The organism is Vagococcus fessus, from assembly GCF_003987565.1.
GTDB lineage: Bacteria > Bacillota > Bacilli > Lactobacillales > Vagococcaceae > Vagococcus_D > Vagococcus_D fessus.
Window position 1 is genome coordinate 1 of sequence record NZ_NGJY01000004.1, and the last position, 21,777, is coordinate 21,777.

At 32.9% G+C, this 21,777-nt stretch carries 39 protein-coding genes and 1 rRNA gene; 33 read left to right on the forward strand and 7 right to left on the reverse strand.

Translation table 11 applies throughout. From position 1 onward, the window contains the following. Window positions 1-4 precede the first annotated feature (4 nt). The 5 genes from rrf (at window position 5) to pcp (ending at window position 4,072) form a co-directional block, all read left to right on the forward strand. A 5S ribosomal RNA gene (rrf, locus tag CBF31_RS09090) occupies window positions 5-120 on the forward strand. Window positions 121-197: 77 nt separating this feature from the next. Continuing rightward, the gene (locus CBF31_RS09095) at window positions 198-1,676 is read left to right on the forward strand and encodes a DEAD/DEAH box helicase (protein WP_126832279.1); all 1,479 of its coding nucleotides are present in this window, start codon (window positions 198-200) and stop codon (window positions 1,674-1,676) included. 114 nt (window positions 1,677-1,790) lie between these two features. After that, a complete protein-coding gene (locus tag CBF31_RS09100) occupies window positions 1,791-2,477 on the forward strand; it encodes a DUF969 domain-containing protein (RefSeq protein WP_126832281.1) in 687 nt (228 codons plus the stop codon). Further along, complete coding sequence (locus tag CBF31_RS09105) at window positions 2,477-3,400, forward strand: DUF979 domain-containing protein (protein WP_126832283.1); 924 nt, start codon at window positions 2,477-2,479, stop codon at window positions 3,398-3,400. Before CBF31_RS09100 ends, CBF31_RS09105 begins: the two co-directional genes overlap by 1 nt. A 24-nt stretch (window positions 3,401-3,424) precedes the next feature. Beyond that, window positions 3,425-4,072 carry a pyroglutamyl-peptidase I gene (gene pcp, locus CBF31_RS09110; protein WP_126832285.1) on the forward strand — a complete coding sequence of 216 codons (648 nt, stop codon included), beginning with the start codon at window positions 3,425-3,427 and terminating at the stop codon, window positions 4,070-4,072. A 27-nt stretch (window positions 4,073-4,099) separates the two neighbouring features. Here the strand turns inward: pcp and CBF31_RS09115 are convergent, their stop codons facing one another. Continuing rightward, window positions 4,100-4,444 (reverse strand): helix-turn-helix domain-containing protein, encoded by a 345-nt coding sequence (locus CBF31_RS09115; RefSeq protein ID WP_126832287.1) that lies wholly within the window; start codon window positions 4,442-4,444, stop codon window positions 4,100-4,102. Between the two features lie 475 nt (window positions 4,445-4,919). Here CBF31_RS09115 and CBF31_RS09120 point away from each other — a divergent pair, with 475 nt between their 5' ends. Then, window positions 4,920-6,257, forward strand: coding sequence for a M20 family metallopeptidase (locus CBF31_RS09120; protein WP_126832289.1), 1,338 nt, complete (start codon window positions 4,920-4,922; stop codon window positions 6,255-6,257). A gap of 37 nt (window positions 6,258-6,294) precedes the next feature. On the opposite strand, the gene CBF31_RS09125 is transcribed toward CBF31_RS09120, so the two are convergent. The 6 genes from CBF31_RS09125 to CBF31_RS09150 form a co-directional block, all read right to left on the reverse strand. After that, window positions 6,295-7,926, reverse strand: coding sequence for a DUF3114 domain-containing protein (locus CBF31_RS09125; protein ID WP_126832292.1), 1,632 nt, complete (start codon window positions 7,924-7,926; stop codon window positions 6,295-6,297). 18 nt (window positions 7,927-7,944) lie between these two features. Then, on the reverse strand, window positions 7,945-8,172 hold the full coding sequence (locus CBF31_RS09130) for a hypothetical protein (RefSeq protein ID WP_126832294.1): 228 nt from the start codon (window positions 8,170-8,172) through the stop codon (window positions 7,945-7,947). Window positions 8,173-8,359: 187 nt separating this feature from the next. Beyond that, a complete protein-coding gene (locus CBF31_RS09135; protein ID WP_211330837.1) occupies window positions 8,360-9,508 on the reverse strand; it encodes a site-specific integrase in 1,149 nt (382 codons plus the stop codon). 118 nt (window positions 9,509-9,626) lie between these two features. Further along, complete coding sequence (locus tag CBF31_RS09140) at window positions 9,627-10,235, reverse strand: hypothetical protein (protein ID WP_126832296.1); 609 nt, start codon at window positions 10,233-10,235, stop codon at window positions 9,627-9,629. 100 nt (window positions 10,236-10,335) lie between these two features. Next, window positions 10,336-10,764, reverse strand: a complete 429-nt coding sequence (locus tag CBF31_RS09145) for an ImmA/IrrE family metallo-endopeptidase (protein WP_126832298.1) — start codon at window positions 10,762-10,764, stop codon at window positions 10,336-10,338. A gap of 10 nt (window positions 10,765-10,774) precedes the next feature. Then, complete coding sequence (locus tag CBF31_RS09150; RefSeq protein WP_170167924.1) at window positions 10,775-11,251, reverse strand: helix-turn-helix domain-containing protein; 477 nt, start codon at window positions 11,249-11,251, stop codon at window positions 10,775-10,777. 156 nt (window positions 11,252-11,407) lie between these two features. On the opposite strand from CBF31_RS09150, the gene CBF31_RS09155 reads away from it, so the two are divergent. The 27 genes from CBF31_RS09155 to CBF31_RS09265 all read left to right on the forward strand — a co-directional run bounded on the left by CBF31_RS09155 (window position 11,408) and on the right by CBF31_RS09265 (window position 21,774). Further along, a complete protein-coding gene (locus CBF31_RS09155; protein WP_126832302.1) occupies window positions 11,408-11,623 on the forward strand; it encodes a helix-turn-helix domain-containing protein in 216 nt (71 codons plus the stop codon). A 30-nt stretch (window positions 11,624-11,653) separates the two neighbouring features. Beyond that, a complete protein-coding gene (locus CBF31_RS09160) occupies window positions 11,654-12,406 on the forward strand; it encodes a phage antirepressor KilAC domain-containing protein (RefSeq protein ID WP_126832304.1) in 753 nt (250 codons plus the stop codon). Window positions 12,407-12,417: 11 nt separating this feature from the next. Continuing rightward, on the forward strand, window positions 12,418-12,687 hold the full coding sequence (locus CBF31_RS09165) for a helix-turn-helix domain-containing protein (RefSeq protein ID WP_126832307.1): 270 nt from the start codon (window positions 12,418-12,420) through the stop codon (window positions 12,685-12,687). Next, window positions 12,684-12,827: a hypothetical protein gene (locus CBF31_RS11040; RefSeq protein ID WP_170167925.1), complete on the forward strand. Its 144-nt coding sequence runs from the start codon at window positions 12,684-12,686 to the stop codon at window positions 12,825-12,827. The genes CBF31_RS09165 and CBF31_RS11040 overlap by 4 nt, the downstream gene beginning before the upstream one ends. After that, window positions 12,820-13,020, forward strand: a complete 201-nt coding sequence (locus tag CBF31_RS09170; protein WP_126832309.1) for a hypothetical protein — start codon at window positions 12,820-12,822, stop codon at window positions 13,018-13,020. The genes CBF31_RS11040 and CBF31_RS09170 overlap by 8 nt, the downstream gene beginning before the upstream one ends. Window positions 13,021-13,537: 517 nt before the next feature. Then, on the forward strand, window positions 13,538-14,347 hold the full coding sequence (locus CBF31_RS09175) for a tyrosine-type recombinase/integrase (protein ID WP_245977953.1): 810 nt from the start codon (window positions 13,538-13,540) through the stop codon (window positions 14,345-14,347). 14 nt (window positions 14,348-14,361) lie between these two features. Then, a complete protein-coding gene (locus CBF31_RS09180) occupies window positions 14,362-14,973 on the forward strand; it encodes a DUF1281 family ferredoxin-like fold protein (protein WP_126832311.1) in 612 nt (203 codons plus the stop codon). A 24-nt stretch (window positions 14,974-14,997) separates the two neighbouring features. After that, a complete protein-coding gene (locus CBF31_RS09185) occupies window positions 14,998-15,297 on the forward strand; it encodes a replicase (RefSeq protein WP_126832313.1) in 300 nt (99 codons plus the stop codon). Window positions 15,298-15,312: 15 nt separating this feature from the next. Beyond that, on the forward strand, window positions 15,313-15,579 hold the full coding sequence (locus CBF31_RS09190) for a hypothetical protein (RefSeq protein WP_126832315.1): 267 nt from the start codon (window positions 15,313-15,315) through the stop codon (window positions 15,577-15,579). Window positions 15,580-15,729: 150 nt separating this feature from the next. Next, the gene (locus CBF31_RS09195; RefSeq protein WP_126832317.1) at window positions 15,730-15,951 is read left to right on the forward strand and encodes a hypothetical protein; all 222 of its coding nucleotides are present in this window, start codon (window positions 15,730-15,732) and stop codon (window positions 15,949-15,951) included. After that, window positions 15,952-16,407, forward strand: coding sequence for a single-stranded DNA-binding protein (gene ssb, locus CBF31_RS09200; protein ID WP_126832320.1), 456 nt, complete (start codon window positions 15,952-15,954; stop codon window positions 16,405-16,407). 11 nt (window positions 16,408-16,418) lie between these two features. Beyond that, window positions 16,419-17,279, forward strand: a complete 861-nt coding sequence (locus CBF31_RS11045) for a phage replisome organizer N-terminal domain-containing protein (protein WP_170167926.1) — start codon at window positions 16,419-16,421, stop codon at window positions 17,277-17,279. Next, window positions 17,272-17,439 carry a hypothetical protein gene (locus tag CBF31_RS11050; RefSeq protein WP_170167927.1) on the forward strand — a complete coding sequence of 56 codons (168 nt, stop codon included), beginning with the start codon at window positions 17,272-17,274 and terminating at the stop codon, window positions 17,437-17,439. The genes CBF31_RS11045 and CBF31_RS11050 overlap by 8 nt, the downstream gene beginning before the upstream one ends. A gap of 11 nt (window positions 17,440-17,450) precedes the next feature. Further along, the gene (locus CBF31_RS09210; protein WP_126832322.1) at window positions 17,451-17,645 is read left to right on the forward strand and encodes a hypothetical protein; all 195 of its coding nucleotides are present in this window, start codon (window positions 17,451-17,453) and stop codon (window positions 17,643-17,645) included. Window positions 17,646-17,659: 14 nt separating this feature from the next. After that, window positions 17,660-17,830 carry a hypothetical protein gene (locus CBF31_RS11055; RefSeq protein ID WP_170167928.1) on the forward strand — a complete coding sequence of 57 codons (171 nt, stop codon included), beginning with the start codon at window positions 17,660-17,662 and terminating at the stop codon, window positions 17,828-17,830. Between the two features lie 21 nt (window positions 17,831-17,851). Beyond that, window positions 17,852-18,031: a hypothetical protein gene (locus CBF31_RS09215; RefSeq protein WP_126832324.1), complete on the forward strand. Its 180-nt coding sequence runs from the start codon at window positions 17,852-17,854 to the stop codon at window positions 18,029-18,031. Window positions 18,032-18,075: 44 nt separating this feature from the next. Continuing rightward, a complete protein-coding gene (locus CBF31_RS11060) occupies window positions 18,076-18,228 on the forward strand; it encodes a hypothetical protein (RefSeq protein ID WP_170167929.1) in 153 nt (50 codons plus the stop codon). Beyond that, window positions 18,221-18,415 carry a hypothetical protein gene (locus CBF31_RS09220; protein WP_126832326.1) on the forward strand — a complete coding sequence of 65 codons (195 nt, stop codon included), beginning with the start codon at window positions 18,221-18,223 and terminating at the stop codon, window positions 18,413-18,415. The genes CBF31_RS11060 and CBF31_RS09220 overlap by 8 nt, the downstream gene beginning before the upstream one ends. After that, the gene (locus tag CBF31_RS09225; protein WP_126832328.1) at window positions 18,415-18,660 is read left to right on the forward strand and encodes a hypothetical protein; all 246 of its coding nucleotides are present in this window, start codon (window positions 18,415-18,417) and stop codon (window positions 18,658-18,660) included. The genes CBF31_RS09220 and CBF31_RS09225 overlap by 1 nt, the downstream gene beginning before the upstream one ends. A 24-nt stretch (window positions 18,661-18,684) precedes the next feature. Further along, window positions 18,685-18,969 carry a hypothetical protein gene (locus tag CBF31_RS09230; protein ID WP_126832330.1) on the forward strand — a complete coding sequence of 95 codons (285 nt, stop codon included), beginning with the start codon at window positions 18,685-18,687 and terminating at the stop codon, window positions 18,967-18,969. Further along, entirely contained in the window at window positions 18,962-19,189 is a 228-nt protein-coding gene (locus CBF31_RS09235; protein ID WP_126832332.1) for a hypothetical protein, read from the forward strand. The genes CBF31_RS09230 and CBF31_RS09235 overlap by 8 nt, the downstream gene beginning before the upstream one ends. Then, window positions 19,182-19,631: a hypothetical protein gene (locus CBF31_RS09240; protein WP_126832334.1), complete on the forward strand. Its 450-nt coding sequence runs from the start codon at window positions 19,182-19,184 to the stop codon at window positions 19,629-19,631. Before CBF31_RS09235 ends, CBF31_RS09240 begins: the two co-directional genes overlap by 8 nt. A gap of 3 nt (window positions 19,632-19,634) precedes the next feature. Further along, complete coding sequence (locus CBF31_RS09245; RefSeq protein ID WP_126832336.1) at window positions 19,635-19,985, forward strand: YopX family protein; 351 nt, start codon at window positions 19,635-19,637, stop codon at window positions 19,983-19,985. 2 nt (window positions 19,986-19,987) lie between these two features. Beyond that, window positions 19,988-20,401: a hypothetical protein gene (locus CBF31_RS09250; protein WP_126832338.1), complete on the forward strand. Its 414-nt coding sequence runs from the start codon at window positions 19,988-19,990 to the stop codon at window positions 20,399-20,401. Next, entirely contained in the window at window positions 20,402-20,593 is a 192-nt protein-coding gene (locus CBF31_RS09255) for a hypothetical protein (RefSeq protein ID WP_126832340.1), read from the forward strand. Window positions 20,594-20,608: 15 nt separating this feature from the next. Continuing rightward, window positions 20,609-21,241: a dUTP diphosphatase gene (locus tag CBF31_RS09260; RefSeq protein ID WP_126832343.1), complete on the forward strand. Its 633-nt coding sequence runs from the start codon at window positions 20,609-20,611 to the stop codon at window positions 21,239-21,241. Further along, on the forward strand, window positions 21,241-21,774 hold the full coding sequence (locus CBF31_RS09265; RefSeq protein ID WP_126832345.1) for a DUF3310 domain-containing protein: 534 nt from the start codon (window positions 21,241-21,243) through the stop codon (window positions 21,772-21,774). The genes CBF31_RS09260 and CBF31_RS09265 overlap by 1 nt, the downstream gene beginning before the upstream one ends. Window positions 21,775-21,777 lie beyond the last annotated feature (3 nt).

Below are 21,777 nucleotides of genomic sequence, written 5' to 3' on the forward strand. Positions count from 1 at the left end.
AAAGTGTGGTGGCGATGGCAAGAAGGATACACCTGTTCCCATGCCGAACACAGAAGTTAAGCTTCTTAGCGCCGATGGTAGTTGGGGGTTTCCCCCTGTGAGAGTAGGACGTTGCCACGCTTAGATATTACGGTAAAGACACATTTCGATGTGTCTTTTTTGTTACTATTAAAATAGAAAAGAAACAGGAGAAAATTATGAGTGAAAATGGATTTAACGAATTAAATATAAGTAGTGAATTGATAAAAGCTTTAGATTATTTAGATTATACAAAGCCAACACAAGTTCAACAAGAGGTCTTTCCTTTCTTGAAGTCAAAGAAGAATATTGTTGTAAAATCTCAAACAGGTAGTGGGAAAACAGCTTCTTTCGCTATTCCGATGTGTGAACAAGTTGAATGGGAAGAGCGTTTACCGCAAGTGTTAATCTTGACTCCTACTCGCGAATTAGCGATGCAAATACAAACGGAAGTTTTTAATATTTCTCGTTTTAAACGTTTAAAAGTGGCTGCTATTTTTGGTAGAAGTCCATTCCAAAAACAAGAGAAATTATTAAAACAACGGACCCATATTGTTGTGGCAACACCGGGGCGTTTACTTGATCACGTTAATCGTGGGACGATTGACTTAAGCAAAATTGAAACAGTCATTATTGATGAAGCGGATGAAATGTTAGCTATGGGATTCATTGAACAAGTAGATAAGGTTTTAGCTTCTGTTTCTGAAGATATTAACATCGGTTTATTTTCTGCAACAATGCCAGCTGCTATTCAAAAGCTGGCGGATAAATATTTACCAGATGCGTCATATATTGAAGTACAGAGTGAGGATAAAGTGCAAAATAGAATTGATCAATATTATTATAATGTGAATGAAGATGATAAAGTTCAACTTCTTTTAGATGTTTTAGTTGTCGATAATCCAAATACGAGTATCATTTTCTGTAACACTCGTGATGTGGTAGAAGAATTGTCAGAGGGACTAAGTGCTCTAGGTGCTAAACCGGTTATGTTACATGGTGGAATGGAGCAACGTGATAGAAGTAAAGTTATTACGGAATTTAAACAAGGGTATCATCGTTTCTTAGTTGCTACAGATGTTGCAGCGAGAGGATTAGATATTTCGGATGTGTCATTGGTTGTAAATTTTGATTTCCCAAATTCTGTTGAGACTTATACACATCGTATTGGCCGAACGGCTCGATTAGACAAAGAAGGTAAAGCGATTACCTTTGTTAATCAATATGATGGGAAGAACTTCGATGAAATTGCTGAGTTTAATGAAGGGGCATGGAGACAAATGATTGCGCCTAAGGAAAGTTTAGTAGCTGATAAAATGCCTTCATTTACTGCCAAACAAGAACGTCAGCCTAAGTTAAAAAAAGTTAAAGAACTTGTGTTTAAAGAAGAGATTACGAAGTTACATATTAATGCAGGTAAGAAGACGAAGATGCGTGCAGGTGATGTTGTCGGTGCTATTGCTAATATCGATGGCGTATCGGCAGATGATATTGGTGTTATTGATTTACTAGATGTCTCTACGTTTGTTGAAATCTTAAATGGAAAAGGTTCTCTTGTAATGAAGGCCTTAGATGAAAAAGGAATTAAAGGACGTAAACGCCGTATCTCTAAAGCAAATGAATCTGAATATGAACGTGAAATAAAAAAACATATGTAATAAAAAACTTATAACCTATAGCTAACACTTGGGTTATAAGTTTTTTTTACTTTAAATAGTGTTTAACCAGGGTATTATGTTAAAATTAAAAAATCAATAAAAAGGAGTGATAGTGTGATTAAGTTAATAGGTATTGCTATTATTTTAATAGGTTTTCTATTGAAATTTGATACAATTGCTGTCGTATTAATTGCGGGTTTATCAACAGCTTTAGTGTCAGGCATATCATTGGTAGAATTTTTGGAGTTATTGGGGAAAGCGTTTGTGGATAATCGTCTTGTCACGATGTTTTTATTAACACTCCCTATGATTGGATTATCAGAAAGATTTGGATTAAGACAGCGTGCTGTTTATTTGATCAGTAAAATTGAAGGACTGACACCAGGCAAGTTTTTAACGTTATATACATTTATTAGAGAAGTTGCCTGTGCGTTATCTATTAGAATACAAGGGCACACACAATTTATTCGCCCATTAGTCCAACCAATGGCTGAGGCTGCCGCAGAGACCAAATATGGGCCTTTAGATGACAAGGATAAAGATACAATCAAAGCGTTATCTGCTGCAACAGATAACTATGGTAATTTCTTTGCTCAAAATACATTTATAGCCTCTTCAGGAGTGTTATTAATTGTTGGGACGATGGATTCGTTGGGATATAAAATGACGGGTGTAGATATTGCGTTGAGAGCTATTCCAGTAGCCTTATTTGCTCTTATTTTTGTAGCGATAATTCATACTTTATTTGATCGTTACTTACAGAAAAAATATGGCATATTGAAAGATAGAGGTAATAAATAATGGAACAATTTGTAAAATATTTTCTAGAGTTCTTTTATGTTGTGATTGGAATGTTATTAGCCTTAACGGCTTATAAAACATTTACCTCTAAAAATCATCCTGCCAGATTTGGAACAAGTTTATTCTGGCTTGATTTAGGTATTTTATTTGCGTGTGGTAAGGTATTCCCAGATTGGTTGAATGGCTTGTTAGTTGTATTATTAGGTATTCTTACAGGGTTAAAACAAGTTAAGATTGGGGAATTAATGGCGGTAGATGAAGAAAAATCACAAGCTTCATCAGAAAAAATTGGGAGTAAAATATTTATTCCATGTATTTCATTGGCAGTTATTGCGGTTTTAATTACACAATTCACCCCACTTGGAGGACAAGTGGGAATTGGATTAGGAGCTGTAGGTTCTTTAATTATTGTTATTTTATTAACGAAAGCAGATGCTAAAACAATTGTTGGAGATAGTGATCGTATGATGCAACAAGTAGGTCCTACGGGGATATTACCTCAACTTTTAGCGGCATTGGGAATAATCTTCTCGCAAGCTGGGGTTGGTGATGTTATTGCAACAGGTATTTCTACAGTTATCCCTGAAGGAAATAAATTAGCAGGAGCGATTGCTTATGTGATGGGAATGGTTATTTTCACTATGGTTATGGGGAACGCGTTTGCCGCATTTACGGTTATCACAGCAGGTATTGGTATTCCTTTTGTTATTTTACAGGGGGGCGATCCAATCGTTGCGAGTACATTAGCTATGACAGCAGGATTTTGTGGGACCTTATTAACACCAATGGCTGCTAATTTTAATACATTACCAGTGGCGATTTTAGAAATGAAAGACAATAATGGTGTTATTAAAGTGCAAGCTCCAATGGCGATTGCTATGATGATTTTCCATATTGTTTTAATGTATTTCTGGGCATTTTAAAAAATAAGAAAAGAGGAATTAGATATGAAACTTTTAGTAACTGGCTTTGATCCATTTGGCGGAGAAAAAATTAATCCAGCATGGGAAGCAGTAAAAGAATTACCTGACACTATTTTAGATAGCGAGATTATTAAATTAGAAATTCCGACTGTCTTTAATAAATCAGCTGAGGTTGTAAAAGCAGCTATTCATAAATATCAACCGGATGTTGTCTTAAATATTGGGCAAGCAGGCGGTCGTTTCGGTATTACACCTGAACGTGTGGCAATTAATATGGATGATGCTCGTATTCCAGATAATGAGGGTAATCAACCGATTGATGAAATGATACAAGAAAATGGTGCACCAGCTTACTTTACTCAATTACCAATTAAAGCAATGGTAGAAGGCGTTAAAGCGGCAGGTTATCCTGCAAGTGTTTCTAATACAGCGGGAACTTTTGTCTGCAACCACATTATGTATCAAGTTCAATATATGATTGCAACTGAATTTCCAAATGTAAAGGGGGGCTTTATTCATGTTCCTTATATTCATGAACAAGTTGTAACGAAGTCTTCAATGCCTTCTATGAGTATTTCAGATATTTCTAAAGCACTAGAAGCTACATTAGTAAAAATTGTTGAACTAAAAGACCAAGATGATTTAAAACTTGTTGGCGGAGCAGAGCACTAAAAAAGAAGTAGACTAATTTAAATTAGTCTACTTCTTTTTTTCATCTAATTGGCTAACTTGATAACCAAAGAAATTTAAAACTTCATTAAGTAAATGTTCTTGTTCTTCTTGGGGACGTTTTTTTAGTTCGAATTCAATCTTACTCGTTAACTTAGTTGAAAGAGGGTTGATTGGTTCTTCAGGCTCATTTGAAAAGTAAGTAATAGGAACATTGAGGTAAGAGGCTACTTTTTCAACTTTATCAAAAGCAGGCGTTTGATTTTGCCACTTTCTGATTGTACCACTACCAAAGCCTAGTTCTTTTTCTAATTTTGAGATACTAAGATTAGGGTAATCTTCAATTAATAGTTTTATTTTTGAATAAATAGTCATGATGGTCATCCTTTGGTTCCCTTGTAGGAGAAAAATCCTCACTTGTATTGACAATCGGAAAAAAAGGAATTATACTCGATTTGTAAGTTGGATTTTCTTTTAAGGTTAGTTTTTTACTCGTGTCTGTCCGGACGTAGTGAGTAGGGTGTAATCTATTAGAATATTATGCTTACATAATATCATAGCGACCTGCCATTTTCAATTAGACAACTCGTGATTTTGAGCAGGTTGTTTAGGCTCTTCCCTGATTACAAGAAAGCTAATTCTCTTACAAGGACATCAAGCCAACATGTTCTTTATAGTTAGCTTTCTTTTTGTTCAATATATATGTACGAAAAATAGGGATATTGGCTTACTAATTTAATAAAATATGTTATTCTTAGTTTACTTGGTTAATAGGCGGATTTTTAGTCGTTTATTTCATACCAAATCCTAATATAATTATTATTAATTGAAATAGAAAGGTGTGTAACAAATGAAAAAATTTATTACAGAGGAACACAAAGCTGGAGCAATTAGCACATTACAACGTTTAGTAAAAGTACCGTCTTATTTACAAGATGCAGTACCGGGTGCGCCATTTGGACAAGATGTTTTAGATAGTTTAGTTGAAGGATTAAAAATCTTTGAAGAAGAAGGTTTTACAACATTTATCGATCCAGAAGGCTACTATGGTTATGCTGAATTAGGTGAAGGAGAAAAAACATTTGGTGTTTTATGTCACTTAGATGTTGTTCCTGCTGGAGATTTAACATTATGGAACACACCTGCATTTGAAGCAACAGTTGTCGACAATGCCTTAGTAGGTCGTGGCGTACAAGATGATAAAGGTCCTACAATCGCAGCTTTATATGCAATTAAAGCATTAAGAGACGCTGGTGTTGAGTTTGATAAAAAAATCCGTTTCATTTTCGGAACTGATGAAGAGAACTTATGGCGTTGTATGGCTAAATATCATGAAAAAGAACAAGGTGTTGATATGGGGATTGCACCAGATTCAGACTTCCCGGTTATTTATGCTGAAAAAGGCTTACTACAAGTTATTTTAACAGGTGCTGGCGTTAAAGGGTTTGAAATGTCAGGTGGGGCAGCATTAAACGTTGTTCCAGATACATCTATCTACCGTGGTGAAAAAATGGCTGAAGTTGCAGCTGAATTAACAAAATTAGGTTATGACTTTGAAGAAGTAGATGGCGAATTACATGTTAAAGGTAAAGCAATCCACTCTAAAGATGCTCCTGGTGGGATTAATGCTAATACTCGTTTAGCTGAAGCTATGGCAGCAGTCCATGATGAAGCTGGTGTAAACTTCTTAGGAAAAGTTGTTAAAGATGATGCTAATGGTGTAAGTGCCATTGGAGAATTCAAAGATGACGCATCTGGCGCATTAACATTTAACTGTGCAACAGTTGAAATGAATGAAAAAGAAACTAAAATCGGTATTGATATCCGTATTCCAGTTACTTTTGAAAAAGAAGAAGTTGAAGCTAAATTACAAGAAGCAGCTAAAGAAATTGGATTTGACTACCATGAGCATGATTTCTTAGCTTCATTATATGTACCAAAAGATTCAGAGTTAGTTACAACATTATTAGGTGCATATCGTGATGTTACAGGTGATATGCGTGAGCCATTAATTTCTGGTGGGGCGACATTTGCTAGAACAATGGATAACTGTGTTGCTTTTGGAGCAATGTTTGAAAATACTGTGGATACTATGCACCAAGCTAATGAAACTTGGCAATTAGATGAAATGGAAAAAACAATGGAAATTTATGCGGAAGCAATCTACCGCTTATGTGGTAAAAAATAATTAAATTAAAACTCACTATCTTAGGATAGTGAGTTTTTTATTTAGAGTATGAATCTCCAGGGTCGACTTCTTTAAAAGAATAGTCAGATGTACTAGGACTGTACCAGTTCTTTTTGCATTGAACTCGTATTTTGTGATCTAAAACTAGAGGAGGATTACTATCTAAACGAGCATGTTCAGCATCGTTTTTACGACCGTAATTTAAAGATTCACCGTCTAAAACTTGGCGTTGAAAATCCTCTGTGAATTCGTAACAATCAGGATTACTGATAACAGTATTCCCTTCTGTTTTTAACACGTTCCACTGACTTAAAAAGTGCCCTGACCGATCTAAGATAAATTCAGAATGGAAATTTGGTGTTAATCGTTTTCTATTAGCGTAATGCAAGATATAATCACGGTAAATTTGACCATCTGGAATTTTATTGTGAAAACGACCACGTTCTTTAATTAAAAGTTGTCCATTTAAGCCTTTCGGTGCTTCAGCAAAGACGTAATCAATAAGTGAAGCTTCATCAGAACTATTTGGAAAGTTTTCTTTGATATACTCTATATTTTGTTTATCAAAATACATACGCAGTTGATGGAGTTTCATTGAATCTAAGTCGCTGTCCGGATAGGCTTGCTGAACAGTTTGAGAGAGTAATTCAATAAAGTGACTGTGTGGAGCCAGGTTTGTATCGATAGTGAACGGTCCTTTAAGTTGCAACATGTCGAAGTTATCAATTTCGGCACCTAAATGTTGTAATACTAATTCTAATTTCTTGAAGGGAGTGTGGGTGCTATTTTTGAAAAGAACTAGGTAAGTAGGAGAGCCTACTTTTTTTCGGTCATTTAACAAAATATCCCATAGGTAGTTTTGCGTTGCAATCGAATTATCTGGGCAATTAGTTAATAAGTAAATTCTGAGAGCATCTAAAGCAGATTGGTCCCATCCATCTGCGTAAGCTAAAGTATTAAAAATCGTTGGTTCTAGTTGTTTAAAGACTTCTAAACTAGACGGTGTGGTAGTTAATGTTTGGACTTGTGATTTTGTAGCTTGCCAATGGTTCCAATTTCTTTTTTTCTTAGCATTTTTTAGACCAATTACCCACTCTAAGTCTAAAGTTTCGCAAGAGAAAGAGTGGCTGTCCTCGTTCCATGCCTTGTTTGACTGAATTGTTTCAACACCTTGTTCTAAGTAAGTTGTAATTGTATCAAGTTCTGAAAAAATATCTGGATGTGCGGTTAGTATCTCATTAATTTTTTTCCATCGTGGCTCTAGTCGTTTTTGACTTCTAACAGACCAGTTATAAAGAAAGTTAGAAATGATAGTTTGTTTTTTTTCGACAGTTTTATTAAGTAAACGAGATAAACGATTCAATCTTTTTCTAATTAAAAAAGCCTGGAACTTCTTGATTTTAGTTTCAGAAAAAGCTTGCGGTGTAAGTTGTTCATTCGTTTCTGATAATGTATTGTAGCAAAGAATGAAACCGTCTATTAAAGGTAAGTAAACGGTAATGAGGTAATTTTGACCGGATAGAAAGGCCTTATTTGAATGATGGGTCTGGTCTCCTATATCCGCCAGTGAGTCTCTTAATTGTTGAAGTTCGGCAACAGAACGTGAGCAGTGATCCGCAATAGACTCAAGTTCTAATGTTGTTTTAGATTTAAATAATGAGTTAAACATAATGATATCCTTTGAGTGTTATTTTGAGTGGAGCGTTTCATCTATACGTTTTAAGTCTAGTTTAAGTTGAGATTCAATCGTATTAATTAGGTCCGTATTTTGATCAAGCGTTTTTGATAAATAGAGTCTGCTTGCTAGTTTTGTTTGTTTGCGATAACGAATTTTTGGAATAGTATTATTAAAGTTGAGTTGTTCATTCAATTTAGTTAATTTATCTGAAAATTTTTTTATATCTTTTTTTTTCATAATCAATCAGTCCTTATAGTTGTGAGTTCGAATTATAAGTAAAAAATAAAACCCCTCGGTTAAACCAAGGGGTTTGTCCAGTACTTCCATATTGTTCAATATGGAGGCGGCGGGAGTTGGTTCGATGGCTTATATCGTTGATATGTCAATGTTTTAATATTTTTGACTACGGTTTTGACTACGACGTTTAAAGTTGCATATATTTTGCAAATTTATCAGCGGTTTCTTCTTTGGCATTTTCTGTAACGTGAGCATAGATATTCATAGTTGTTTTTATATCAGAATGTCCTAGTCTATCTTGGACTTCTTTAATAGTTGCTCCTGCTTCAAATAATAATGAGCAGTGAGTGTGCCTTAACCCATGCGTCGTTATTTCATTAAGATTATATTTCTGTTGGACCTGTAATATCCATTTTCTTGTTTTACCTGGTTGAAGCAACGTATTCTTATTACTGTGAAAAATAAGTTGTTCAGAATTCATACTATTATAACCTAGAATTAGCAATTCTTCACGTTGTATTTTTTTCCACTGTTTTAACACCTTAATGGTAGAGGGGTCTATTGCTATCTCTCGTATGCCGTTGATAGTTTTAGGGGTATTTATCGTAAGTTTGTTTTGTTTGTCCCTAGACATCGTTTTATTGATGGTTATGGTTCCTTTAGTCATATTTACGTCTTTCCAAGTTAGAGCAAAGGCTTCACCTTTACGCATGCCAGTATAGGCTAATAAATAGAAGAACGTATAAGCTTTCGTATTATTTTCTTTTGCAAGACAGTCCAAAAATTCTTTTAGTTCATCTTTAGTATAAAAATTAACTTCTTTTTTATCTGTTATTTTAATTTGTCTACGTGGTCTGATTATATATTTTGTTGGGTTGATTGTTATTAAACCTAGTCTGATAGCAAAATCGAATATCATTCCTGCGTAATTCATAACAGTTTTATCACGTTTAAGTTTAGCATGCCATACATTCATAACTTCCTGACATTTCATGACGTCTATTTCAGTTATAAAGGTATCTCCAAATGCTGGTAAAATATGATTTCTGAATAAACGTTCAGTCTTCACGTATGTACTTTCCTTTACTGTTTTTTCGTATTCTGGAAGCCACATATCATATAAATCTTGATAAGTTTTCTTTTCATTTTTTTGAAATCCGTTCTCTGCAATTTCAGTTTCTAATCGAGATAGCGCAATTTTTGCTTCGCGTTTTGTTTTGAAACCTCTTCGTGTAGTTCTTTTTTCTTTACCCGTCTTAGGGTCAATCCCTAGATAGGCACTAAACATATAAAATTCTAAACCATTTGCTTTTTTATATTTTTTTATATCTGCCAATTTGTAATCCTCCTATTTTTCCTGTAAAATAGGGTACAATAAAGACGCCTATTTAATAGGTTATTTTTTATGTTTAACAGCACTTTCTCTTAGTGGGGATGGGTGCTGTTATTTTTTATTAATGACTGACTTTTAAATTGAATGTAGCTATTTTATTTCCAGAGTTAGAATAATCAACTTCTATTTCGTTCACTTCACTACCTTCAGTAGGTAATTCAAAGAATATTTTTGTTTTATTAGTTCTTCCTTCAGCTGCTTTATCTTGCCCGTCTTGTAAACCTAATCTATTTAACACAGTTCCTTTTGTATCGTAAGCTTGAAAATCATGTGTGCTTGGCAAGAAACCTTCTTTAATAGCGGTATTACTATATTCTATATGTAGTGACACCATTTTATTTAAGTTAAAGTCGTTTGATCTTTGCATAAAGTCAGGGAAATCTACTGGATTTGTGCTTACTTTTGTTATTTTAAAGTTGGCCATTTCTTTTTCTTGATTACCTAGCTTAAGTATTTCGTTATTTTTTATTATTTTAGTTTCACTAGATTCTTGCTCTGGTTCATTTTGCGTAGGGCTTGTTTCTCTTTCATTTGAAAAAGAACCCGAATTTGCCAACTTTTCTTTTAATTCACTATTTTCTTTTTTTAGACTTTCTATTTCTTCGTTACTCGAAGAACAACCAACTAATAACACTGCGGATAGAAGAACTACAGGTAAAATTTTTTTCATAATAACATCCTCCAAATATGATATAATTTAATTGTTATGTCTATCATATTGGTAGGATACACCCACGAGATATCACAGTATCTTGTGGGTGTTTTTTGATTTAAACAGCTTTTTTAATTTCTGACAAACGATCATTGAATATAGATTCGACACAATCATTTAGATTGTTTGGTATTCCGAAATATTTCATAAATACTAGATAATTAACATCCTCTAAATCAATATAGTTATCTTTCATATAAACATCAATAAGCATCATAATCGCCCCGTAGTTAGCTTCATATTCCATTTTAGAACGCTGTACTGAACTTCCTGTATAAAGAGCTGAAAGTTCCTCATGTTCGCTCATAAGGTGGCACAATTCATGAGCCACTGCAAAGTTAACATCGTTTGAATTTAATAAATTTTCGTTAATAACGATTGCTTTCCAAGAAGGAACAAACATCCCGTTGCATTTTATATCACTAAAGAGCAACGTATAATCATTGCTCTCTAACATTTCAATAATACTGCTATTTAAGTTATTCATAATACAACACCTACTTGTTTTTCTTATCTAAATGAGCTTGTATAGCTTCTTCAGCTTTCTTTCTATCTTCTTCAGATACATCTTTACCATCTAACGCATATAAAACTTCGTTTGTTAAATCTACAATAGGGCGTTCAAGCTTAATAACTTTACTGTTTTGTTCTTCAAGTTGTTCTTTAGCGAAGTTGTAGACATCAAGTTTTCGTTCAGTACTTAATTCTCTCATTATATCAATAGTATTATCGAAGTATGTGCTATCTTCATCAACTAACATTTCTCCATTTTTACCACTCCAACCCATTAAATAACCAGGGGTTGTTTGGAGAATATCGGCTAAATCAACAATAACTTCTGTCGGAACTTTTCCGATATCTCCTTTTTCATATCTAAAAATAGTTGATCTAGAAACATTTAATTTTTCAGCTATTTTATCAGCACTTATATTTAATTCTTTTCTTCTATCTTTTATACGTTGTCCAATTGACATGTGAACACCTCCTAAAAATATTATAAAACACGTGTTGCAATAATGCAACAAAATAAATAGCATTAATGCTACTTTTTTATTGACTAATAAATTACAGTGTTGTATAGTTTGTTTATTAAGTCGCGTAAATGCGATTATCTAAAAGGAGGTATATCGATGGTTAACGTTCAAAAGTTAAAAGGCATAATTGTAGAAAGAGGAACTACCCAAGAATCTGTTGCTAATTCAATTGGCATTGATAGAAGTACGTTTTATAGGAAAATGAAACAAGGCGGTAATTTTACAGTTCTTGAAGCTCAAAAGTTAGCTAAAGAAATTCCGTTAACAGCAGATGAAGCAATCAATATTTTTTTTGCAGGAACAGTCGCGTAAATGCGATTAAGAAAGAGAGGGGATTTTAGTATGAAGACAACGCAAATTTTTAATTTTGAACAGAATGAAGTGAGAACAGTTTTAGTAAATGCTGAACCGCATTTTATCGGAAAAGATGTTGCAAGCATATTAGGGTATTCAAATACTGCTAAAGCGATTAGAGATCATGTAGATATTGAAGATAAAACGCAGAACGATTCGTTCACCGTTAACGGAACAAGTTTGATTCTTATCAACGAATCAGGTCTATATAGTTTGATTCTAAAATCAAAGTTACCTACCGCTAAAAAATTTAAACGTTGGGTAACAAGTGAAGTATTGCCAACTATCCGAAAACATGGAATGTACGCAACCGATGAATTGCTAGACAATCCAGATCTAATGATTGAAGCGATGAATCGTTTGAAAGAAGAACGAACACTTAGATTAGTTGCTGAACAGAGGGTTAATGAGTTACAACCTAAAGCAGATTATTATGACAACATTTTAAACAACAATAGTTTAACCACAATCAGTGTTATCGCTAAAAACTATGGCATGTCCGCTAATAAAATGAATAAGTTGCTTCACGATTTAGGTATTCAGTATAAGCAAGGTGAGACATGGCTAAATTATAGTAAATATCAAGATAAAGGCTATACGCATACTGAAATGAAATTATGGCCGGGCAGCACAGTTATGAAACCTCAAATCAAATGGACTCAAAAGGGTCATATCTTTATCTATGAACTTTTAAAAGATAATGGAATTTTGCCTTTGGTTGAATCAGAACAAGCTAGTTAAGGGGGATACAAATGGAATTATTTAGTAGCGATTTTATGGATAACTTCAAAAGTGAAATTATGAATGTTTGCGAAAAGACATTTGAAAGCATGATGAAGCAAAAAGAAACACAAAGTAGATACTTATCAAGAAAAGAAGCTTGTGAGTATGTTGGAGGTTTGAGTGTAGATACTCTAACTAGTTGGGTTAAAGATGGATTGAGAGAGATAACTGTTGGCGGAACATACAGATATGACAAGAAAGACATCGATAATTTTTTAGAAAAGAGAAAGAGCAAATGACAAGAGAAAAAATGTTAATCGAAATTGCTAACGAAACAGGGCGTGATGTAGATCATATTGTTGAAATGTATTCCCAACACGATTTAGTGAGAGTTGAAAAAATGTACAACATGATTTGTGGAGGTAAGAAAGATGTATAAGTACAGAAGATTAGCAGCACTATTAGTGGTCCTATTAATTGGTATGGCTTTATATAAGCTAAGCCCAACATTTTCAAAAGTTTTATATGGTTTCTTATCAGTATTGTGGTTAGGTGGTTGGATTGAAAATTGTTGGGAAAGGACAGAAGTTAAGGAGGCCCAAAATTGCGAAGAAGTGAGATATTACGAATAAGCAAGCAGTATGCTGATTTGATGTATGAAAAAGAAAAGTCTGCTTTGTTAGCGCAACAGTATATCAAGATACAAAAAAAGACCAACAAGGATGGCAGTCCTGGTTAGTCGGTTGATATAAATTAATTTTATTAAACGATAAATCAAAAAGGAGAATGACAATGATTTTTATTTATATTGCTAGTTTTATTCTAAACATACTTACATGCTTATCTCTTTATAAACAAACAAAATTGCGAAGAAGTGAGATATTACGAATAAGCAAGCAGTACGCTGACTTGATGTATGAAAAAGAAAAGTCTGCTTTGTTAGCGCAACAGTGTATCAAGATACAAAAAAAGACCAACAAGGATTGCAGTCCTGGTTAGTCGGTTAAATGATGAATTGATAATTGAATTATATCACAAAACTATTTAAATATAAAACACCTTGTAAACAGCGTTGTTATCGGGCTATTAAGTATTTAATTAAGTTTCGATTATGTGATGTATTCGCAACTAATAATAGGGGGCGTAAATTTGATTATTAAATTAGATGAGTACCGATTATATTGTTTGGAAAATGAACTAGCAAAGAATACTTTGAACAATTATATAAATACATTAAAACAACTTGATAAATTTTTAACACGTAATAAAGCTGAATGTATTAACAAGGAGCTGTTAATTGAATTTAAGCAGCATATCAAAACTGATGAATATGCACCTGGTAAAACATACAAGACAAGTACGTGTAATCAAAAAATTACTGCGATTAACATTTATTTGAATTGGGACGGCGAGAAAGAGTTAACTCTCAAATTGTTTAAAGAGCAAACTAAAAGTCACAGAGAGAGTATTACTAAAGAAGATTTTGAAAGATTACTTAGGCACGCAGATGAAGAAATGAAGTTATTTATTTTAACTATAGCAAATACAGGTTTAAGGATTTCAGAGGTAAAATCGTTAACTAAGCAAAATCTAAGTGAAGCGATCATAACAATTGAAAACAAGGGTAAACAGAGAATTATAGATATACCTTTGTTTTTAAAGAAAGAGCTTCGAACATACTATAAAAACTTGGATGAAGAAAAAGTTCTTTTTTATAAAACAGAACAATATTATCGAAATAAATTAAAAGAGATAGCTGGTAAAGCAAGAGTAAAAAAATCAAGAGTTTATCCTCACAGCATCCGCCACTATTTTGCTAAATCATTTATCGCTCAAGGTGGCGATTCAACTGCTCTACAACAGATGCTAGGTCATTCAGATATTAAGACCACAACAATATACACGAAGATGAGCAAAGAAGAATTAGCTAAAACATTTAGGAAGATAAAAAATAATTAAAAAGGATGATCAATATGCCTAATCACATAACTAATAAATTAACTATAAACGGAACAAAAGAACAAGTAAAAAGAGTACTCAATTATATAAAAGGTCCTGAAGATGGTCAGTATATCGATTTTAGAAAAATAGCTACTCCCCCTAATTACATTTATATGGGTTCAATTGATAACACAATAAGAAAAATTTTTAGGAAAGAAAGCTCCGAAGCGTTTCTTATGCAAACACAAGATACATGGAGTGAATGGTGTGTACGTCACTGGGGAACTAAATGGAACGCTTATAGTCTTAACGATCTAATTGAAAGAAATACGGAAAATATAATTTATTTCCAAACAGCTTGGAGCGGAGTCCCTAAAATAATCTTGTTATTAGCACAGGCATTCCCAGAAGTTAGTTTCAAATATGAATATGCTGATGAAGATTTTGGATATAACACAGGTGTTTTAGAAATAAAATCAATCACAGCACCTTTTGGTCAACATGTAGAACTATCATTTTTAGAACATAATAATTCTAAAAAGTCATTTTTGATAGCTTCCGAATTGATAGGGGCAAAACAAGGGGACTTTGAATATAAATGGGATGAAGCACAAGGAGAAATCGTGTGCATTGAACTTGAATAAAATAATTAGAAGGAGTGTTGTTTTTTGAAATTAATAATAAGAGGAAGAGCGTCAGGGAAAACAACAGAGTTGATAAAAATATCATCAGATACAGGGCGATATATATTAGCACGTTCCAATTCTCATGCAAGAAGTATTTATGAAATAGCTAAAAGAAATAATATAAATATACCGTATCCAGTAACAGCAGAAGAAGTTGTTAACCATCATTTAGATGGATCAAGTATAAAACGAGATGGATTGATAGTTGATGAAGCCCTGAGTGTGTTAGAAGGTATTTTAGGCATTCAAATTAATGCAGCAACAATATCAATAACAGATTAAAGGAGAGTGAATATCATGGCAAATAAAAAAGGTATTTTAGTTAGTTTTGTATATGGAGAAGGTTGTGATACTTGTAGGGGATATCATTTTGAAGAAAATCCTAACTCTTCGTTTGATGAATATACGATGGATATTCATAGAGTGGTTAATGATAAAAATATTAAGTTCATAAGATTTGGAAATAAACTAGTAAATACAGATAAAGTTAGTTCGATAAATATAGAACAAGTGGATTTAAATAAACTAAGAATATCTGATTTACTGAGAAATACCGATAAGTAAACAGTATTATTCAATAAAAAATAGTCAAAACTATTTTATTTAAAAAAACAGCTCTATTACTTGGTATTAAAGGAACTAAAGCTCTATATAGGTAGTTGTGATTATAAGGAGTATTAACAATAAGAATTTTATAAATAAAGGGAGTGCTGTATGACATTATTAGATGCGATAAAAAATGTTAATCCAACTAAAAATATAAAAGTTTTAGTTATGGAGAATGGAGTACTTAGTTATGCACTGGGTACTGATTTATTCGGCTTAAAAGTATATGACATTATTCAACAATATAAGTTTTATCACGATTGGATCGTGTCAAAAAACAAAGAAAATAAATACGGATTAACAATAACGATAAAACCAGGAGGAAGATAGATGATTAATAACGCAGTTCTTGTCGGAAGATTAACAAAAGACCCGGATTTAAGATATACAGCTAATGGATCTGCAGTAGCAAGTTTTACACTAGCAGTTAATAGAAATTTTACTAATCAAAGCGGGAATAGAGAAGCTGATTTTATCAACTGTGTAATTTGGAGAAAGCCTGCTGAAACATTAGCAAATTATACACGAAAAGGTTCTTTAATCGGTGTAACTGGACGCATCCAAACAAGTAGTTATGACAATCAACAAGGTCGAAAAGTCTATAGAACAGAAGTGATTTGTGAAAATTTCCAAATGTTAGAAAGTAAAAAAGACGCTATACAAAATAACCAAGGTAATCAGCAGAACTATCAACAACAGAATAATGTACCTGATTTTAGCAGAAATCCTGATCCATTAGCAGGTAGCCCAAAAATTGATATTTCTGATGATGATTTACCGTTTTAGGAGGGATTAGAATGTCTGAAGTTAAATGGATAAAAATGAGTACAGATATACCTGATAATAAAAAAATAAAGCGTATCAGACGTTTGCCTGATGGTAATAACGTAGCATTATTTTGGTTATTTCTTTTAGCTAGAGCAGGAGAAGCAAATTCTAAAGGCGGTTTATTTATATCGGATACAATCCCTTACACTGTAGAAGATTTTGCTGATGATTTTGATTTTTCTATTGAGTTTGTAAACTTCGCGCTAATAACACTTGAAAAGTATAAAATGATCGAGCGTTATGATGGTATTTTATTCATTAGGAATTGGGAAGAGTATCAACAATTAGATAAATTAGAGCAAGCGAAAGAAAAAACTAGATTGCGTGTTGCTAAGTTTAGAGAAAAGCAAAAGCAATTAGCTACTGAAAAGACAGTAAATGAAGATTGTAACGTTACATGTAACGTTACAGTAACAGGATGTAACGCGACAGAGATAGATATAGAGTTAGATAAAGATATAGATAAAGAATTAACTAATACTAATACTACTAATATAAATAATAAGCAAACGACATTCAGTAAAGTTGAGCAAGAGTTTGGCAGACCGTTATCTCCAATCGAAATGGAAACTATAAATTATTGGGAAGAGGATTACACAGAAGACATGATCGATTGTGCAATAAGAGAAGCTGTAATGAATGGTAAATATAATTTCAAATACATTGAAGCTATATTAAGAAATTGGGAGAAAAATAACCTGAAAACTAAGCAGGCCATAGAAGAAAGCGTAGCTAGTTTTAGAAGTAACAAGAAATCTAATTCTGTAGTAACAAGTAATGAGGAATTGCCAGAAGTACCAATGGTTAATTGGGTTGAAAGCAGTGAATAAAAATAAATATTTTATAGTCGAATCCGATGGCGGTATAACGTATTTTCAAAAACTAACAGATATTGCTAGATTCCTTGGAGAAAGCTTCTGTGATGTTTTTGGCGCATTAGAAACAGGAACTGTCATCGGTGAAGTGACTATAGACGAAACAATCGATTAGAGGTGGCTGATGTGGAGTATCAAGGTTTTAAACGTGGAGACTACGTAAGCGTTATGAGAGAAAGCGAAGTGCTATGTGAGGGTGAAATAGTGGCTGTATTTAAAGATGGTGTATCTATACAGTCTGATGATGGATTAAGACCTCATACATTCAGAAGTACAAGCATTAGACTTTTGTATGCAGGTAGTCAGATGGAATTATTTTAAAAAGGAGAATTACGATGATTTCAGAAAAAATAACGAAAGTAGAGCTTATCGAAAATTTAGAAGAAGTTTTAGAAGAACATGAAGAAAAAGTGAATAGTTCAGATTGTTTAGAACTTGGAGAGTTTAGAGAGTTGTACCTAGAGCTTTATAGAGATTTAAAAAGAGCATGCAAGGTATTGCGTTAAAGAAACTGGAGGGGAGTCAAATTGAGTAGTAAAGAAAAATTAGAAATGAGATTAAAACTATGCGCATTAATTGATAGTCATGAAGAAACAGCTTGCGAAATAGAGGACTGTAAAACATGTCATGAAATCAACAAGTATAGAGAGTTATTGAAAATAAAAAGATCATATAACACGTCTGATGAAAGTCATAATACAGTTTAGTTTCTGATAACGAAAAAAAGTATTTTACAAATAAAGGAAGTATTTTGAGATTTCTAAAAGTTGGAGCCGTTACCCTTAAAGAGTGTGCAGCCGTAAATAAAGATATTAAGGGTTGGATGTTCAGAGAGCTAGATGAGTGCGAACAGTTTAAGACTAAAGGTGCTGGGCTAGTTAAAACAGAGGTGTTATATGCGTAAGGTTCATAAGGTAGTCCTAGCAATCGCAATCATATGCTACTTAATAATTATATCGTGGCGAGCGTGTGAAGTGATTGATATGCAAAGGGATCAGATAAGAGAGTTAACAGTCATGAATGAGAAGTTGATGAATAGCAATGAGGTTATAGCTGGTAAGTTGAATGAGTTTATACAGGAGAGTGAATGATGAAAAAAATATTAATGTTATCAGCAATGTTAGTTCTTGTATTAACTGGTTGTAAAAAAGAAGTCGGAGCAATAGAACCAGAAATTAATTCTAATAGATTTGAAATTAAAAAAATTTTAGATACTAAAGATGGCATATATAGCACGCAGGGATATGTCTACAAAGATTTAAAAACAGATATTGAATATTTAGTTTTGAGCCAATATGGAGAAGCAATAACAGTAACTAAGTTAGATAAACAATGAGTTTATACAGGAGAGTGAATAACGATGGATATTAAAAAATTAGAAGATGCACTAGATAAAAACGGAATTAAATTACCATGTAGGATTAAATTTTATCTTAGCAGAAAAGATGGGAAGCAAAGCGTTGGTTTTGCTGAACACAAAAGAAGTAAGTGCAAAATAGAAAATGTTAAATTTAGCGATTTAAAAATTATGTTTTGGGATTGTACAGAAGGTGCTGTTCTTGATGTTGAGGATATTGAAACGTCAGAAGAATTGGCTGAAAAGTTGGATTACTTAGATGAAAAATGGAGAATAAGTAATGAATAAAGAAAAACAAGCTAAAATTAACATCGATTTAAAACGTGGTTGGTATAAAAAAGGCAATACACATAGGTTTCTATACGGTATAGATACGAATTTTTTCTATCTATATCAAACGAAAACAAAATTCGGAAGCAAAGAAGTAACAGGTGTGAACGCTATGTTTGATGAATGGTTTAAAAATGCCGAATATATCGGATTAGAATTGGAGTTAAAAAATGAATAAAGGATGCAAAGTAAGATTAAAAAGTGTCATGAAAAGTAACGCTCATTATGACTATGCTAAGTCTGTTTTAGATAATTTAGAAGAATATGAGGTTAATAGTTCATATGAAATGAAAGGCGTTAAATTTATTAGTTTAAAAGGGTTTAAAAATAAGATGTTTAATGGTGATGTGTTTAACGTTGTTCCAGTCAAAACGAATACTAAAATAGAGGACAATGTTTATAATTTACGAACGCAAGAAGATTACGATTACTTTATGAATAAAGTTAAGGATAGGTTCATAGAAGTCGAACAGACGTTAAAGGCTAATAAAAACTTATGGTTAGAGCATAAACAAAAGACTTGTATTAGGGTTAAAGATGATTTCATAGGTTATGACTGTTTTATGTATTATTTGGAAAGAGGTCATAAGATAAAAGTTTATGAGAATGGGATGTGGTAGGTAATGAGAGATATTAAGTTTAGAGCGTGGGATAAGCTAGATAAAGTAATGCTTACCTGGGAACGAATTAAAAGAGAATTTACATTTGAGTATTTTGAAGATGAAGGTTTAGAGTTTATGCAGTACACAGGACTTGAAGATGTTCACGGTGTGGAGATTTATGAAGAAGATTTATTAAATTGCTGGTATAAAGCAGGTGAAAAAATAATAGTAAAAGTTATTTATAACAAAGAATATGCTAGTTTTGAATACAAACTGATAGATTGCGATTTGATAGGTTTCAATCCTGGGAAAATTCATAAAATTGAAGTCATCGGCAACATCCACGAAAATCCAGAATTGTTGGAGGGGTAATTATGAAAAAATATAAAATGAGAATTAAAGATGATGAAGCAGAATATAATTGGTATGGTTTTGATGGAAGACATACAACTAACGTTGGGTTCATATGGTTGTGCGACAGTACAGACTACGATTATGATCACGGCCTTTCAAAAAGTTGCGCTAAGAACTTTACAATGGAAGAAATCGAAAAAATGCCATATGGATTTGTCAATCAATATGACATTATAGAAGTTAAAGAACAGCTTTACACGGTTGATTTAGGCGGTAATTCAGGTCTAGTGAAATCGATTGATGGAAGTCTTTGCTTATGTATTTCTTATAATTGTTTTGATATGAAAGATAAAGCATTAACGCAATCAGAAATAGAAAAATCGAAGCATAGCGTGTTAATGGCGATTGCTGAGAAGGTGGATGAGGGTGAGTAAATGGACTTGTTAACAAATACAATAATACCGATAATGATAGGCATTTTACCCATAAACATCTTAAATTCTGTAGGGGAATTATATTGTGAAGAACGAGATATTAAAGGATTAAAATTCTTTATGGTTCAAATTGCTTTTTTATCTATTGGCTTTTGTATAACTGTTTTATTAGCTTTTGTAATATTTTTATAAAAAAGGAGATAATCAATGAACTTCAATAAACTACAACCAATGCAAAGAGATTTAGATCAAAGGATTTTAGATAGCAAGCCAGAAATGACTAAAGAAGAACGCTTCACGAAAATGCTAGTCGCTTTATCAGTTGAATTGGCTGAGGTTGCTAATTGTGCGGAACACTTTAAGTTTTGGAAAGAGAATAAAGGTAAGGTTGATAAAAATAGGTTTAAGTTTTACGGATTAAAACGAATTAATGAAGTTAATCCAGAACCTCGTAAAATGATTGATAATAATAGTGATGTTATTACTGTAGAACAAGCCCACAAACTAACGCTAGTCGAAGAATGTGCAGACGCTTTACATTTCGTTTTAAGTTTGGCTAATCAGTTAGATATGAATGTGGAAGAATATGCTTATTCAAATAGAGATTTTGATTCATCTGAAAATTATTTTTATATGAAACTACAGTATTACATAACTGAACTATACAGTGATTTTTCTATTGTTGGAGCAACCAGCGTAAATGCAAAACATAATTTAAAGTTTATCATCACAAACTACCTCAACTACATCTACGCATTAGGTATATCACACGAAGAATTAGAACAAGCGTACTACGATAAGCATAAAGTTAATTACAAGCGACAAGAGGATGGTTATTAATGACTGACATCAACAAACCAGATTATTACGCAAGTGGTGAGATTGAAACGAAAGATTTTATACGTGATAAAGAGTTAAACTTCTTTTTAGGTAATGTTGTGAAGTATGTAGTGCGCGCAGGTAAGAAAGATAAGGATAAGCTAGTTGAGGATTTAAAGATAGCTCGTAACTATTTAGATTTTGAGATTGAGCATGTTGAGAAGCAAGAGGAGGTTAATGACATAGATAGTGATTTCAAGATTTTTAGTAGCGGTAAACAACTAGACTTGAGAACAACACTTGATAAATTAGGTTACAAAAAGATAGATGATTTAACAGAGTTTGCAAAGAATGACATCATACTGTGTAGCCCTCTATTATGTAATGATGGTGAGATAGCTAGTAATTATATGTATAGAGTTAGTTCTGTTTTTTTCGGAGGCTCTAGTGGTCTTATAGTTGATGTTTTTGATAGTGATCGCGGGCGTTATCACTTTAATTTTGAACACTTAAAAAAACAAGACTATTACATCAAGAAAAAGGAGAGTGATTAAATA